Below are 15,078 nucleotides of genomic sequence, written 5' to 3'. Positions count from 1 at the left end.
TCTACTTTCACCTTTTCGGTCAATTTATGAAATCTGCTACTAAAACCATCACCGCTATCACTGAGTATTTTCAACAAGGTGATACATTACCCCCACCGCAGTTACGCCGAATCGGGCTAATTTATAGCAGTTATCGGCTTATTGTCAGTATATTTTTTATGCTAATGGTCTATGTGACCACCAAAACCGATAGTAGCTTACTACTGCCAAGCTTATTACAGCAGACTGTCCTTAGTTTTTATGTGCTACTCAGCTTAATTCTTCTGGGGTTATTCTATGTGGCCACCAAACAACAGTTACAGCGGCAACTGGCTTTTGGACTGGCGCTAGATGTGATTATCTTAAGCCTACTGCTTTATACTAACGGGGCTCCTGATCTACAGCTCACTATGTTATACATGGTGGTAGTGGCGGCAAGCTTTATGCTACTGAATGGTTCACAAGCACTCATTATTACCTTGCTCGCCATCATTTTTGTTATTTATCAGCAGTTTTTTTACGCCATCGCCAATAGCATGAGTTTGACCAACTTAGGTGATGCGTTGCTAATATCAGCAAGCTTTTTGGCAGTAGGATTTCTGAGCTGGTCCATCTCACAGCGCTTGGTACACGTTGAAAAGGTGGCAGCACACCATGCCAAAGAGGTCGAACGACTCAACGACATCAACCAAGAAGTCATCAGTCAAATGATCAGCGGCGTCATAGTAATTGATAGACAACATATTGTCTTAGCCAACCTCGCCGCTTATCAGTTACTCAGTATCCCTAAACGCTCGCTGGCATCCCTTACTGACAAAACTATTATTGATAATAGCACTAGCAAAACACCTGCCGAAACTGCAGCAGATTCTGATAGCCTCTCTAATGCTCAGTCCAAACAGGCACAAAATAAGAATAAGGGTGAGCAGAACCACACTGACATCAGTCTTTTATCTGACTTTCAACAGCAGCTCGGCGAGCAACATCCGCAACTACTTAACGGCTGCTTGTCAGTAGCAACGGATCAGTCACGGGCCTTTATTTATGAGTTGCCGGCAGCGGCAAGCGCTTCGGTCGTTGGTAAGCTGCGCGTACAGACTATCCCTTTAAAGGACCACAGTCAGCTGGTGATGTTAGAGGACCTACGCCGTGAACAGGCCAGTGCTCAACAGTTAAAGTTAGCGTCTCTTGGACAATTAACCGCTAGCATTGCTCACGAAATAAGGAATCCTCTGGCGGCCATCTCACAAGCCAGCCAACTATTGATGGAAGATGTGGTAGAAAGTGTTACGGACGATGACAGTAATATCGATAGCGGCAGTGACAGTGACAACCATGAGCTCTATAAAATGATTTTTGCACAAACCAAACGCGTTAATCGCATTATTGAGAATGTTTTAAAACTATCGCGGCAGCAAATACCCAACCAACAAACGCTAGCTCTGGCTGAATGGATGCCGCTATTTCTGGATAATCACTTTCAAGATCACGATGTTTTCTTACATATGCGCACGCAACCTATCATACAATTTGACACCCACCAATTAGAACAGATTTTGATCAACCTGATTGATAATGGTTTACGTCATAGTAGCTACGCCCACCCTCATGCTTATGTGGAAATCGAAATTTATCGTGCCGAGAACGATGTTATAATTGATGTCTTAGATGGTGGTTGCGGCGTTAGTTCTGCTAATTTGAACCGTTTATTCAATCCGTTTTTTACTACTGCTGAGTCAGGCACAGGTTTGGGTTTATATTTATCTCAATCATTTTGCGAAGCCAATCAAGCCCGTTTACTTTATATTCCTGAGCATGAAAAAACCTGCTTTCGCGTCATTGCGCCTGTTGCCGATAATAAAGCTGCCAACAGCCCCTTCTCTTTATGAGCAGTTTTAATAAGCAGGCTCAACGAACAGGCAAAACACTACCCCATAATGCGCTCAAAAAACCTACTGCTGATGTGAGCATAGCGCCAATTTATAGCCATACCTTTTACCAATAATTTTTAATACGTCACCTTTTAAAACCTTGTAGCAATTGCACACCATGAACAAAATGAGAGTATGTATGACAAAAACTGCGCTAGTCGTCGATGATGAAGTAGATTTATGCCGGCTGATGCAAATCACTCTAACTAAGATGGGCATCAAAAGCGATGTCGCTTATACTTTATCGCAAGCAAAAACATACTGGCAAGACAATGCCTATGATTTTTGCTTAACTGATTTAAACCTACCTGATGGTTCAGGTCTAGAATTGGTCAAGCAAATTAGTAACAGCTCTAGCACCCCAGTAGCTATCATTACCGCACACGGTAGTATGGATTTGGCTATTAAGGCACTCAAGCTTGGGGCTTTTGATTTTGTGAATAAGCCTCTTGAGTTACCACGTTTACGCCAGCTGGTTGAAAATGCCTTAAAGGTTGTTCATCAGGACGATGATAAAAAAACCACGACTGAGCGCTCACCTGAGCAGCAGATCTTAGACAGCCGTCTGATTGGTGACTCAGCAGTGATGCACACTCTCAAAAACACCATTTTAAAACTGGCGCGCTCGCAAGCCCCTGTATTTTTGTCAGGTGCTTCAGGAACGGGTAAAGAGGTGGTGGCAAGGCTGATTCATGATTTAAGTCCGCGCCGAGATGGTAGCTTTGTGCCCGTAAACTGTGGCGCAATACCTTCAGAATTGATGGAATCAGAGTTTTTCGGCCATAAAAAAGGCAGCTTTACCGGTGCAGTCGCTGACAAAAAAGGATTGTTTCAGCAGGCTAATGGGGGTACGTTGTTTTTAGATGAGTTGGCAGACTTGCCATTGGCAATGCAGGTGAAACTGCTGCGCGCCATTCAAGAAAAAACTGTACGCGCTATCGGTGATACCAAAGAAGTGCCAGTAGACATTCGTATCTTATCAGCGACTCATAAAGACTTAGACCAGCTGGTACAAAGTGGCGCATTTCGACAAGACTTATACTACCGTATCAACGTTATTGAGCTTAAGCTGCCCACCCTGAATGCCCGTCGTGATGATATCCCAGTGTTAGCCCAGCATTTTTTGGCATTGATTGCCAAGGAGTGGCAACTTGATACACCGCCAACATTGACAGCGGATGCCTGCCAGCGCTTGCAGCACCATGATTTCGCCGGTAACGTCCGCGAGCTGCGTAACTTACTTGAGCGCGCGTTAACCTTAGCTGAAACAGCAACAATTGACGTCAGTCATCTAGGGCTAGCTGAAATTGACGTCAATCATAAGTCTCTAACGCATCATGAGAAAGCTACTACTGATGAACCTGCTGAAGCCAATCTTAACATGGCTGACGAACCACCAACTGAGCCAATAACAAGTCAGGATAAAAACGCCCCAACGACGACAAAAACAGCAACTGGGCCGACGACAACTAATTTGCATCCTTACCGTACCCGCACTCAGCACTACCCTTCACACATTCAACGCTCAACTACTAACGCCCCAGAAAATACTGATGAAACAGACAAACGGCGTGAACAAGGGTTATTTATCGAGAAAATAAACAGTCAGTCGTCATTAGTAAGCGCATCTGAGGCCGATTTGCCTAAAAAAGGGCTAGAAGCTTATCTGCAAGATCAAGAAAAGCGCTTGATTATTACTGCGCTTAAACAGACTGACTGGAATAAAACCCAAGCTGCTGAGCTACTAGGCACCACTTTTCGTTCATTACGCTATCGGATGAAAAAACTAGATATTGCTGAAGATCAACATGGTGAGTAGTGTTTGGCCAAAAGATTATAACTCTGTTAATAATGCTTTAAACAGACTCTGTTATTGGGTTACGGGTATTAATTTATGGACATTAGAGTATTGAAGTTTATGACTAAGCTTCTTTATTGAATATCAATTTTTATTAAACATCATTTTTTATTAAAAAACTATTACGCCCTAGTTACTCAATATCGATTTTTCAACAGCACTTGCTTTTGAAGTATCCTTTTTCACAAAGCGTATGCCCGAAGGGCGCTCTTGCTGGCGTAATAGATCGAGCGCCTGCTGCTCCCACGTATTCTCACTACCCGATAAAGTTATATCAGGCTGTACACCGATTCTATCTATCTTTTTACCCGCAGCTGTTAGGTAATGGGCGACCGTTAACTTGACCGCTTGTTCCTCATTAAGCGGTATTACTGATTGTACTGACCCTTTGCCGTAACTGACCTCGCCTACAATAGTCGCACGCTTTTGTGCCTGTAAACTGCTTGCCAACACTTCTGCTGCTGATGCTGAATAGCGATTCTGTAGGATGACAACCGGCAGAGGTTTAAGTACTGCAGTGCCTTGGGTAGACAAGGTTTGCAGGGGACTTTGGCGACCTTTTACTTTTACCACATCGGTATCCGTCATAAACAAGCTGGCTATTTGTACCGCTGAAGCCAGAACGCCGCCTGGATTATTCCGCATATCTAATAATATACCTGAAACCGGAGCATTTAGACTGATCAGGCTCTGTAAGATTTGTTCACGGCTGTTATTTTGAAAGGCCGGTAATTTAACAATAGCAATACCATCAACAAGACGCGTCTCAATAATTTGAGGATGGTTATTATTACGTTGCAAAGTAGTGGTATGTTTACGGCGACCTGCTTTTGAGGTAATAATATCGACTTGCGTACCTGCAATACCGGTGAGCAACTGCTTAACATCATTGGATTGCTTATTGTCATCAAGCTTGAACTCATCAATTTGATGCAAATAATCACCAACAGCGATACCTTTTTTATCAGCAGGCGAATCAGTAATCACATCGGTAATGACCCAATATCCTACCTCTGGTTGATAAGTGGCTGTCAGCCCGACATCACCGACATCACCTTGAGTAAAAGCGCGTAGATTATCATAAGCTTCAGCATCTAAAAACTCGGCATGACTATCAAGCTTGGTCAGCAAGCCACTCATAGCATTATTGAACAACTCTTCATCATTGACTGCATCAACGTACTCACGCCGAACTAGGTCCACCACCGCGACAAAGGTCTTTAGGGTCTCAGGTGAAATCGCTTTCAAAGAGACGTGGGCGACCTCAGCTGGAATATCAGTATTTATATCATTTGAATTATTGTAGTCTAGATCATCAGTTACAGCGCTCGCATCAGGTACGTTATCTATCCAATCATCAGTCTGGTCAGCAGCATCTAATCCTTCGGCTATATCCGTTAAATTATCAGCCTCATTCGATGACGGGACTTCATCACTTTTTAGACTGATAAGCTGTATACCTGCTGTGGGGCTGCTGGCACTAGTATCGACAGGCGTTATAGTAGCCGCTTGAGCGTACAAGCTGACGCTACCTATCCCAAGCAGAGCAATCATAAACGCAGGCTTAAAAACAGCAGGCTTTATAGCTACTGGTATAACCAGTTTGTTTGGTCGTTTAAAAGCTGATAGACGCATAAAAGGACTCATCTAAAATAGGAAAGCATATAAGCTTATTGTCATAAGATTATATGCAAGTGATAGAGTATAAGATAGCATTAAGAGGATGTTAATCACTAGGATAGTATTGCAAGTGGCAGTATTACTATTAACAGTATTAAAAGTGAATTGGACAAAACCTATTGTATAAGAAAGGGAAAAACAATTACTGCCTTTCCCTTCCTTTATAAGCTATTAGCCAAAACTTTGAAATAAATTTAAGGCTATGTCATTAAGAAACTGGAATGAGTAAATTTTCTCCAGTCATCTCAGCTGGTGGCTCAATATTCATCAGTGCCAAAATGGTAGGTGCCACGTCGCTAAGCTTACCGCCGCTACGTACTTGTACCTTTTGCTTACCGATATAAATCAAGGGCACATGCTCAGTGGTATGTTGGGTATGTACCTGACCACTGTCGTAATCTTGCATTTGCTCACAGTTGCCATGATCGGCAGTAATCAACATATCGCCACCAGCTGCGCGTACTGCGGTCTCAATTCGACCCACACACACATCTAGCGCTTCTACTGCTTGCACCGCCGCATCAAAGATACCCGTGTGTCCGACCATATCACCATTCGCATAGTTCACGATCAATACGTCGTGTTTGCCTGACTCAATAGCTGCTACCAGTTTATCGGTCACTTCAGAGGCGCTCATTTCAGGTTGTAAGTCATAAGTCGCCACATCAGGAGACGGTACTAAGATACGCTCCTCTCCTTCATATTCTGCCTCGCGACCGCCGCTAAAGAAGAACGTCACGTGAGCATACTTTTCAGTCTCAGCGATACGCAGCTGCGTTTTACCTTTATCCTGCAAGTACTCGCCCAGCGTATTGCTCAATGACGCTGGATAATAGGCAATACTGGTCTTCGCATTATCGGCTAAAACATCTGAGTACTTAGTCAACATCACAAAGGCCGCAAGTTTAGGACGTTTATGACGGGCAAAACCTGAAAACTCATGATCTGGTAAGACGAACGCTTGCGCAAGCTCACGAGCACGGTCAGCACGAAAGTTCATAAAAATCAGCGCATCATTATCGTTAACGGTATAGGGCGTCTCGTCTCGTCCAATCACAACAGTAGGACTAATAAATTCATCGGTCTCACGCGCTTTATAGGCCGCTTGGACCGCTCCATCGGCACGGGTTGATAGACGATCCGCTTTACCTTCGGTAATTAATTCATAAGCTTTTTGCACTCGGTCCCAACGATTGTCACGATCCATCGCATAGTAGCGCCCAATGATACTAGCAATCTGCACCCGACCTTCATAGTGGGCATTGAGCTTGTTCACATATTCACGCAACCGATTAATATATTTATCCGAAGACTTAGGCGGGGTATCGCGACCATCTAAAAAACAATGGACAAAGACTTTTTTTGCACCATGAACTAGTGCTGAGTGACACATGGCTTCGATATGGTCTTGATGCGAATGGACGCCGCCATCAGACAATAAACCCATAATATGCACATTGCCGCCCAACTCATTAGCCGCGTTCACTGCGCCCACTAACGCTTCGTTTTTATAGAACTCACGGTCAACAAGTTCACTTGAGATACGAGTTGAATCTTGATAGAGAACACGACCGGCGCCTAGGTTCATATGCCCGACTTCTGAGTTACCGAACTGTCCCTCTGGTAGACCCACATCTTCTCCTGATGCTGAAATCAGCCCGTGCGGATATTGCTGATAAATCTTATCTAAATTTGGCATATTGGCGGCAACGATGGCATTGTCTTTTTCGTCTTCACGATGCCCAAAGCCGTCCAATATCATTAAGACATGCGGCACTTTTTTATTCTGCTTATTATTAGGCTGGGCCTGACTGTCGTTAAGTGACTCTGATTGTTGCTGCATACTGGTCATAGATTACCGCTCCTCAAGTGAATGAACGCCTATAGTGCTATAGTAGGATGATGAAAGCCCTCTATACTACCACAAATCTCAAAATAGCCGAAAACTCGACATTTTTAAGCATATTCTTAGTACTTTCACCTGTTACTTTCACCTGTTACTTTTACCCCTTATAAATTAAAAATAAAATGATTATTAATATGACGTGTAAATCTGTAAAGCAAACTTGCAATCAGTGATTTCATTAGTTAATATAGATTTATTCTGGAGTGTTGGCTAGTGGATGTTATTCCCTGAGCCGATAACGTTATACCTGGATACGCTACCTATTGCTTCATTGTGTATGCCTGCACCGCTTGCGGTGTTTCAGGAAACCTACCGAGGTGATGACGTATCCGCCCTGAACTTCACGGTTCATGGGTCACCATCTTACGGCGGCACTCCGGTTGTTAATTTCGATGCTAACCAATTTTAGTTATCATCACTAAAAGGCCCCTTTCGTCAATGACAAAAGGGGCCTTTTTTTATGTCAATTTTAACCAAACCATAGTGGTTAAAAAAACCAGGCGACTAATAAATAACGAAAGCTTTGTTCACGTTAGTCGCCACTTTACTAAAACTACAAGCTACTCATCATTGGCAGATTTAGTAATATTTTTCACATCTTTAGGGATGTTTTTAGCGGTACCGTCAACAGTCGTATGCTGTTTAAAAACATCACCAAATGGGCTTTTTTGCTGTTTACCAAAAGGATTTTGGTTGCCCATATCACCTGCTCCACCGAATGGGTTTTGTCCGCCCATGCCACCAGCGCCGCCAAATGGATTTTGTCCGCCCATTTGCCCACCCATCTGCTTGGCCATCATTTCCATCATTTTTTGCTGATTATTCATAACATAGTTATTGGCAATGTCTTTCAGCTTCTTTTGCACAGGCGGTAATACCACCAGTAACGCGAGCAAATCACTAATTACCCCTGGGATAAGCAGTAGAATACCTGCCGCCGCCACCGCAACACTTTTGATCATGGTCGACTCTTGCGGCCGCGCCGAAGGGTTGGTCATTCCGCCCGCTTTCATTTGCTGCGCCATAGGATTAAGAGCGGCCATACCTTTGCGAATAAAGGAAATACCAATAACAGCGGCGATAATAAACCAAATGAATACCCACCAGCCACTAACAAACTGGGCAATCAAATACCACAGCAGCATCTCGATAATAAACCAAACGATGGCAATACCAACTATCTGACCCATAAAGTGTCGTCCTATAAAATTAAAACTAGTAATATTAAAGCTAAGAATTAAATGTTAAGCAAATTAAAATGCTTAACTTATGATCTATATGGGGATGGCTTGTTATACTATCAAACTTACGGCTGTTTTTTAAGCTAAAAAAGCATATAGCAGCAACATGGAATACTGAAACGGAATACTATGGCAATTATTATCGGAATTGACCCCGGCTCGCGTATGACTGGTTATGGCATTATCCAACAAACGGGGGATAAGCTGACGTACATTGATGCTGGCACTATTCGCACAGAAACCAAAGAGATGCCTGAGCGTCTTAAGCGCATTTTTAATGGCTTAACTCGCATTGCTCAACATCATATGAAATATTCTGATGAACCTATTTATACCGCTGTTGAACAAGTATTTATGGCAGCAAACCCGGACTCTGCCCTTAAGCTGGGGCAAGCACGAGGCGCAGCCATTGCCGCTTTAGTGGCATTGGATTTAGAGGTCTCAGAATATACCGCGCGCCAAATCAAACAAGCGGTTTGTGGCTATGGCGCGGCGGCCAAAGAACAAGTTCAAGAAATGGTCTGCCGAATACTAGCGCTGGATGTGGTACCCCAAGAAGATGCCGCCGACGGTCTTGCCTGCGCAATCTGTCACGCACATTCAAGCCACTCTATGAATAAGCTGCTGCTTAACAGTGGTATGAGCGGACGTGGTGCCACTAAGAAAAAAGGCCGTTGGCGTTTAACAGAAGAAGACTTAAATAATCGACGTTAAGGTTGTACATACTCAGCTTGCTGTCTTTTGGACTCTGTATGTTAAAAACAGGATAGTAACTTAAGTGTTATTTTCGATCACGGTATCTAACACGTAGGCATATTCTGCATCAGAGCCTTCTTCTGATATATCATCGGTGTCTAAATTATAACGCTGCAAACGCAGCACCTCTTCCTGTGTGCTGTCATGCTGATAGCCATCTATAGTGCCTGTAAACAGCGCCCATTCACCTTCGCTGGTTTTTATACCTTGATCATCATAAGTGACGGGCTTCACTTGCAGGCACATTTTTGCACCGTTATCGGCACAAGGTTTAGTTTCAGAACTTACGGCCCAAAACATAGTCTCACCTTTGGTATTATACTTCGCTTTCGCAGTTAGCCTACCCTTCCAAACCAAAGTAGTCGAATCACCTGTGACTTGTGTCAACATTGGCTTCTCACCCTTTACTAAACTTAGCTGACTATCGCCATATATCAGCTTATTTAAGCGGTTTTCGGCCGTATTAAGATCGCCACATGACATTCTGGTGCCCATACTCTCTTCGGCAGTTAAAGTGTGACCCTGTAGGTTATAAGTGGCGCTCATGGTATTACAGCCGACACTATAGCTGATAGTGTTTTGGCCTTGATACTTGTTAAAATTCAATGTGATTTGATCTTTGATAGTCGTTAATAAAGATAGTGGTTGGGAGGTGCTATCAGTTGCAGTATCTAATGTCCAACGGTGGCGAGCAAGGCTATTAATCATCTGCTGCTCAGCGGTCTGCTCAGCTTTCATAGCCTCATCTGCTATTACGTTAGGGGTTAAAGTGGTATCAGTGGTCTCGCTGGCCGTATCAGCAGCTTCTACCTCATTCTCAGTAGATGAAGAAGAGTTTTGGCAAGCACTTAACGCGACACTGACCATCAGCAAACTTGGCAACAATGCTAATGTTAAAATTGGTTTCATAGTAGTTATACCTTACCTATAGAGTTACAAATAAGAGCTTTAAATCAATAAATTCCGAAATGGCTTGTATAGTCGATTTAACATAAAAGAGAGGCACTCATAGTAACGTGCGATTGGCTATTGAGAGCAATAACTTAGACAAGTATTGAAGAACGCCCACAATAAAAAACAGCACAAGACCTTTTTTAGCATCCTGTACTACATTCAAATCTGTTCTATCAACAAATTAGTAAAAAACAACCATTCGATAACTATAACCGTTCCAAAAATATTACTCAAATCTCACTAAATATATCTAACTAGCTAGATTTAAAATTTTCTTTCTGCTTCAATGCCATGCGCTACCTCTCGTTTGAGACTTAGACTGACTACGACTCCACAGACTTTTTTAATTGGCGATGGAACTCACCGACCAATGAGCGGGGTTATGCGACTGTTAAAATAACAGTCGCGTTATTTAAAATATTGATACTGGCGTTGAGATCGCGGTCATGTTTGGACTGACACTCAGGACACGTCCATTCGCGCATCTTTAGTGTTAATTCATCTTTGCCAAGGATGTGACTGCAGTTTGAGCAAGTCTTTGAGCTTGGGTAAAAACGACCGACTGACTTCACAACCTTGCCTTGCTCATTGGCTTTATAGATAAGCTGACGCTTAAATTCAAAGAAACCCAAATCACTAATGGCGCGTGACAGCTTTCTATTTTTAACCATGCCTTTGACATTAAGACTTTCAATCGCAATCACATCAAACTCTCTGACCAAGCTAGAGGTTATTTTGTGCAACGAATCCTGCCTGATACCTCTGATCTTATAATGCAAACGAGAGAGCTTGGTTTTCGCCTTTTCTCTGTTTTTACTGCCTTTTTTAGTGCGACTCAGGTTTTTATTGAGTGTTCTTAATTTGCTTAAATATTTAGCTAAGGGCTTAGGTGCTTTAGTTTTGGTGCCGTCTGATAAAACTAATAAATCGGTAATACCAAGGTCGATACCAACGCTTTTACCTGTCTTGATAATCTTTTTAACCCTGTGGTCTAAATCAACTGCAACGCTGACAAACCATTTCCCGCCGCGCTTAGAGATGGTGGCCGCCATTATTTTACCGTCAAACCGTAAAGCCTCTTTCATGCGCACCCAGCCTAAATTAGGGATGCGAATGGATTTACCTTTAATGGCAAATTGGTCGTTAGAGAGACTGAATCTATCGTCTTTACCACGCTTGCGCGTGACGGGGTATTCAGCCAGCCCTTTAAAAAAGTTGTTATAAGCATCGCCCAGTTGCATGATTGCGGCTTGCGGGGCACATTTTGTCACTTCCGTCATCCACGGGAATAGCTCACGTTTAATGGCGTTCAATTCGCGTCTGAGCTTGGCTTGTGAGGGTCTGTTTAGATTTTTGGAATCAATCTCAATACCAGCCAATAAACAGGCGTCACGGTAGGCCTTGTCCTCTCTATATTGACGTTGCCACTCATGCAAGGCCCAGTTGTAAGCTTTCCGCGCCACACCGCAAGCACGGGCAAAATGGTTCGCCTGTACGTTGTTTGGTTTGAGTTCAATGATATGACCACGGATCATAATACTTGTTTAACCGCCTCTATTAGTTTTTGATTTTTCTTGCTGCGAGAACCGTAGAGCCTCGCTGAAAATACAGTGATAATCTCTAATACATCTTGGGCTAATTCTTGCTCAAAACTAAGTTCCTCGCCTTGATTGATAATGACCACCTTAACATCACGCGCCTCACATAGCATAAACACCAATTCAGCACCAAAGCGTAAAAGTCTGTCTTTGTGGGTGATTACCAGTCGCTCGACTTTGTTGTCAAGAATGTCGTCAAGCAGGGTTTTTAAGCCTTTCTTCTTATAGTTCATACCACTACCAAAATCGGTGATTGTCTCGAAACGCCAACCTTGTTTGGCACAATAAAGTTCCAAAACCTGCGCTTGGCGCTGCAAGTCATCTTTTTGGTCACGACTTGAAACACGAGCATAAGCAATGGTTTTTCGGTCTAATTTTGGTGGTGTATTTAAAGGGTGTGGTCTTACTTCATTTAAATCATAACGTCTGTGACCATTTTCGGTTCTTTTGGCGACTAACGTACCATCTTCATCCCAACGTCTTAATGTCGATTGAGCAACCCCAAAATGCTTGGCCGCCTCCCCAATACTAACCAGTTTTCCCATAACCCTATCTCTTTATTGTTTTTTAATTTACTTATTATAGATATAAATGATTAGAATTGGTTATATTTTAGGTAACTGTTCGTAACCCTGATAACGTCAGATTTTGTAACGAAGTGTTTGGTTTTTAAACAGGTTTTAAATACAATAAACGACTTACTTGTCTTGCTCGCTTTCAGTAGTAGGTTTGGCTTTACCCATTTTTTTCACACTAAAGCGCTCATGCATCATCGCATAGAAACGCGCGAGGTTTTCTCCGTGTTCAGTAGGGTTTACTTTTAATAATTTGCCAAAATCTAACCCTAAATACAATACAATATCTGCAAAACTCGACTGATCGCCGACTAAGTATTCACGATCTTGTAAGCGCGCTTCAAAATAAGCCAAAGCTTTAATAGAACGGGCAATAGAAGGCGCTACGAACTCTGGTACTTGCTCGACACGCTGGGCTTTAGAGGGGTGACTGTGCTGAAATGCCAGCATCAGGTTATACAACACTTCAAACTCAGCGACACGGCGCATGGCACAGACTTGAGCACGCTGCACCACATCATTACCCATGACCGAACGCTCACCATAGACGCGATCAAGATATTCACAAACGGCCTGTGAGTCATTGAGTACCGTGCCGTCATCAAGCGTCAGTACCGGCACCGTCTGCATGGGGTTGATAGCAGTGAACGCATCTGAGAACTGCTCGCCAGCAGCAAAGTCGATATCAACTACATCAAGGTCATCCATATTATCGATATCAATACCTTTTGAAGCCAGTAAAATAATGGCTTTGCGCGCATTGGGGGCGGTACGAGTTACGTATAATTTTTTCACAACAAACTCCTTGTAAGGGTGATCAAGCAGCGACTTAGCACTGATAGATTATTATCATAGCAAAACCTTACCAACCCTTGTGAAGAGAATAGTAAAAAGTCCCATAACTTTGGGTTATAGGACTCTATATTATGGGACTTTAGGTAACAACGATAATATGGACTTCTATACCATACGTCTTGAGACTTGGTTATTTATTGGGCGCAGGTGTCGTACGCAAATAAGGCTTAATTTCCGTATGACCTTTAGGATAATTGGCTGCGATATCTTCGTTTTTGACACTAGGTGGAATGATAACGTCATCGCCTTCTTTCCAGTCGACCGGGGTTGCAACATTATACTCATCAGACAGTTGCATGGCATCAATTACTCGTACGATTTCATCGAAGTTACGACCACAGCTGGCAGGATAGGTAAGCGTCAAGCGCACTTTCTTTTTAGGATCAATAATGAATACGCTTCTGACCGTGGCGGTGTTATCGGCATTGGGGTGAATCATGTCATATAAATCGGCTACTTTACGATCAGAGTCAGCAATGATAGGGAAATTCACGGCTGTGCCTTGGGTCTCTTCGATATCACTAACCCAGCCTTTGTGGTCTTCTAGACCGTCTACTGATAGCGCGATAGGCTTAACATTGCGCTTTTGAAACTCACCACCCAATGCGGCGGTACGGCCCAGTTCAGTAGTACATACTGGCGTATAATCAGCAGGATGTGAGAAGAAAACCACCCAGCTGTCCCCTGCCCAATCGTAAAAATTGATGTCGCCATCTGTGGTGCTGGCGTCAAAATTTGGTGCGCTATCGCCTAAACGTAAATGTGCCATGCTTAATTCCTTATTTATAGTAGTTTTGAGCGCTAATGTCGACGCTAATGTCGAAATGTATCATTGCGCCATATCGTTATCATCGACGAGCTCAGCTATAGCCAAATAACTAAAGCCACGCCGGTAAAAGCTCATTTCATCTTAACAAACTGGTTATGAATGTCTTGTGACGGATTGTAATGCTGTTATTCCATTCTCAGATAAGTGAATAAGCTTAAGTAACTTTATCTTATGCCTAAGTTTATGCTTATGGTTTACACTACCATGCCTGCATCCCACAAACAAAACTCACCGAATTTTCCGCGCTTGCTTATACCACCAGCAGCACTACCAGCATCAGTCAGTATAGTCAGTTCACAATAAAAGAGAGTCGTGTATAGCAGCGTGCTACTGGTATAAATTTTTCTTGCGTGCTGTTCGCAAGCGGGACAGAGGCTGCAAAAAATTCATCCCAGTAGCACTGTATCGTTTTTAAATTGAATCGACTATACCAGCTCGCCCTCTTTTTCTTCCAGATAACTCATTTCAAGCAGCTTGTCATTTAACTCTTGGGTAGTTCATTCCCAGCTCCTTAGCAAGCTTCGCTGTGGTCAATTTAGAATAGTTAGGCTTTGCGATGTCTTCTGCTGCTTTGTCAATCGTAACAGAGGCTGGACTGACTGTTTTGTCATCAGATGATAGGTTGTGCCACTACTATACGCGACTCTCAACTTAATAGGGGCTATCGTAGGCTGGCGCTTTTAGCCCAGTCAATCGTAACCATTTGCCAAAAACGCTGGGCTAAAGCCACAGCCTACGCCAAAAATTATGATAGTTGAGAGTGGGGTACTACTATTCAAAAAATTTGCCATTTAAATGTCCTCAAATTTACTATTTATAATTATTGCTAATGATTAATGATCACTTATTGAATAATTTATTATTTTTCATAAAAAAGCCCATCTCTAGCGTACTAGAAATGGGCATGCTTGCAAAC

Annotated in this window: 11 protein-coding genes and 1 other RNA gene; 4 read left to right on the top strand and 8 right to left on the bottom strand. The window is 43.0% G+C overall.

Annotation, left to right across the window (positions count from 1 at the left end; all coding sequences use genetic code 11):
- Positions 1-26: 26 nt before the first annotated feature.
- Positions 27-1,868, top strand: coding sequence for a sensor histidine kinase (locus U1P77_RS01895; RefSeq protein WP_321155739.1), 1,842 nt, complete (start codon positions 27-29; stop codon positions 1,866-1,868).
- A gap of 181 nt (positions 1,869-2,049) precedes the next feature.
- Positions 2,050-3,729 carry a sigma-54-dependent transcriptional regulator gene (locus tag U1P77_RS01890; RefSeq protein ID WP_321155738.1) on the top strand — a complete coding sequence of 560 codons (1,680 nt, stop codon included), beginning with the start codon at positions 2,050-2,052 and terminating at the stop codon, positions 3,727-3,729.
- 168 nt (positions 3,730-3,897) lie between these two features.
- Here U1P77_RS01890 and U1P77_RS01885 read toward each other — a convergent pair whose 3' ends face one another.
- Positions 3,898-5,403 (bottom strand): S41 family peptidase, encoded by a 1,506-nt coding sequence (locus U1P77_RS01885; protein WP_321155737.1) that lies wholly within the window; start codon positions 5,401-5,403, stop codon positions 3,898-3,900.
- A gap of 253 nt (positions 5,404-5,656) precedes the next feature.
- Positions 5,657-7,291, bottom strand: a complete 1,635-nt coding sequence (gene gpmI, locus U1P77_RS01880; protein ID WP_321156586.1) for a 2,3-bisphosphoglycerate-independent phosphoglycerate mutase — start codon at positions 7,289-7,291, stop codon at positions 5,657-5,659.
- Positions 7,292-7,546: 255 nt separating this feature from the next.
- On the opposite strand from gpmI, the gene ssrS reads away from it, so the two are divergent.
- Positions 7,547-7,741: non-coding RNA, 6S RNA (gene ssrS / locus U1P77_RS01875), on the top strand.
- A 173-nt stretch (positions 7,742-7,914) separates the two neighbouring features.
- Here ssrS and U1P77_RS01870 read toward each other — a convergent pair.
- Positions 7,915-8,544 (bottom strand): FxsA family protein, encoded by a 630-nt coding sequence (locus tag U1P77_RS01870; RefSeq protein ID WP_321155736.1) that lies wholly within the window; start codon positions 8,542-8,544, stop codon positions 7,915-7,917.
- A gap of 180 nt (positions 8,545-8,724) precedes the next feature.
- Here U1P77_RS01870 and ruvC point away from each other — a divergent pair, with 180 nt between their 5' ends.
- Entirely contained in the window at positions 8,725-9,309 is a 585-nt protein-coding gene (gene ruvC, locus U1P77_RS01865; RefSeq protein ID WP_321155735.1) for a crossover junction endodeoxyribonuclease RuvC, read from the top strand.
- 60 nt (positions 9,310-9,369) lie between these two features.
- Here ruvC and U1P77_RS01860 read toward each other — a convergent pair whose 3' ends face one another.
- The 5 genes from U1P77_RS01860 to U1P77_RS01840 all read right to left on the bottom strand — a co-directional run bounded on the left by U1P77_RS01860 (position 9,370) and on the right by U1P77_RS01840 (position 14,102).
- A complete protein-coding gene (locus tag U1P77_RS01860) occupies positions 9,370-10,260 on the bottom strand; it encodes an META domain-containing protein (protein ID WP_321155734.1) in 891 nt (296 codons plus the stop codon).
- Positions 10,261-10,685: 425 nt separating this feature from the next.
- Entirely contained in the window at positions 10,686-11,840 is a 1,155-nt protein-coding gene (locus tag U1P77_RS01855) for an RNA-guided endonuclease InsQ/TnpB family protein (RefSeq protein ID WP_321155733.1), read from the bottom strand.
- Entirely contained in the window at positions 11,837-12,448 is a 612-nt protein-coding gene (locus tag U1P77_RS01850) for an IS607 family transposase (protein WP_321154409.1), read from the bottom strand. Before U1P77_RS01850 ends, U1P77_RS01855 begins: the two co-directional genes overlap by 4 nt.
- A gap of 153 nt (positions 12,449-12,601) precedes the next feature.
- The gene (locus U1P77_RS01845; RefSeq protein WP_321155732.1) at positions 12,602-13,273 is read right to left on the bottom strand and encodes a glutathione S-transferase family protein; all 672 of its coding nucleotides are present in this window, start codon (positions 13,271-13,273) and stop codon (positions 12,602-12,604) included.
- A gap of 190 nt (positions 13,274-13,463) precedes the next feature.
- Positions 13,464-14,102 (bottom strand): peroxiredoxin, encoded by a 639-nt coding sequence (locus tag U1P77_RS01840; protein ID WP_201555005.1) that lies wholly within the window; start codon positions 14,100-14,102, stop codon positions 13,464-13,466.
- Positions 14,103-15,078: the final 976 nt, after the last annotated feature.

Source organism: Psychrobacter sp. LV10R520-6, assembly GCF_900182925.1.
GTDB lineage: Bacteria > Pseudomonadota > Gammaproteobacteria > Pseudomonadales > Moraxellaceae > Psychrobacter.
The sequence above is the reverse complement of the archived record's forward strand: the minus strand, read 5'-3'. Positions and strand labels throughout refer to the sequence as shown.

What these genes read in the sequence shown, in the direction of transcription:
- U1P77_RS01840 (WP_201555005.1), bottom strand. Translation starts at nt 14,102, where the DNA reads ATGGCACATTTACGTTTAGGCGATAGCGCACCAAATTTTGACGCCAGC.
- gpmI (WP_321156586.1), bottom strand. Translation starts at nt 7,291, where the DNA reads ATGCAGCAACAATCAGAGTCACTTAACGACAGTCAGGCCCAGCCTAAT.
- U1P77_RS01860 (WP_321155734.1), bottom strand. Translation starts at nt 10,260, where the DNA reads ATGAAACCAATTTTAACATTAGCATTGTTGCCAAGTTTGCTGATGGTC.
- U1P77_RS01855 (WP_321155733.1), bottom strand. Translation starts at nt 11,840, where the DNA reads ATGATCCGTGGTCATATCATTGAACTCAAACCAAACAACGTACAGGCG.
- U1P77_RS01885 (WP_321155737.1), bottom strand. Translation starts at nt 5,403, where the DNA reads ATGCGTCTATCAGCTTTTAAACGACCAAACAAACTGGTTATACCAGTA.
- U1P77_RS01870 (WP_321155736.1), bottom strand. Translation starts at nt 8,544, where the DNA reads ATGGGTCAGATAGTTGGTATTGCCATCGTTTGGTTTATTATCGAGATG.
- U1P77_RS01890 (WP_321155738.1), top strand. Translation starts at nt 2,050, where the DNA reads ATGACAAAAACTGCGCTAGTCGTCGATGATGAAGTAGATTTATGCCGG.
- ruvC (WP_321155735.1), top strand. Translation starts at nt 8,725, where the DNA reads ATGGCAATTATTATCGGAATTGACCCCGGCTCGCGTATGACTGGTTAT.
- U1P77_RS01895 (WP_321155739.1), top strand. Translation starts at nt 27, where the DNA reads ATGAAATCTGCTACTAAAACCATCACCGCTATCACTGAGTATTTTCAA.
- U1P77_RS01850 (WP_321154409.1), bottom strand. Translation starts at nt 12,448, where the DNA reads ATGGGAAAACTGGTTAGTATTGGGGAGGCGGCCAAGCATTTTGGGGTT.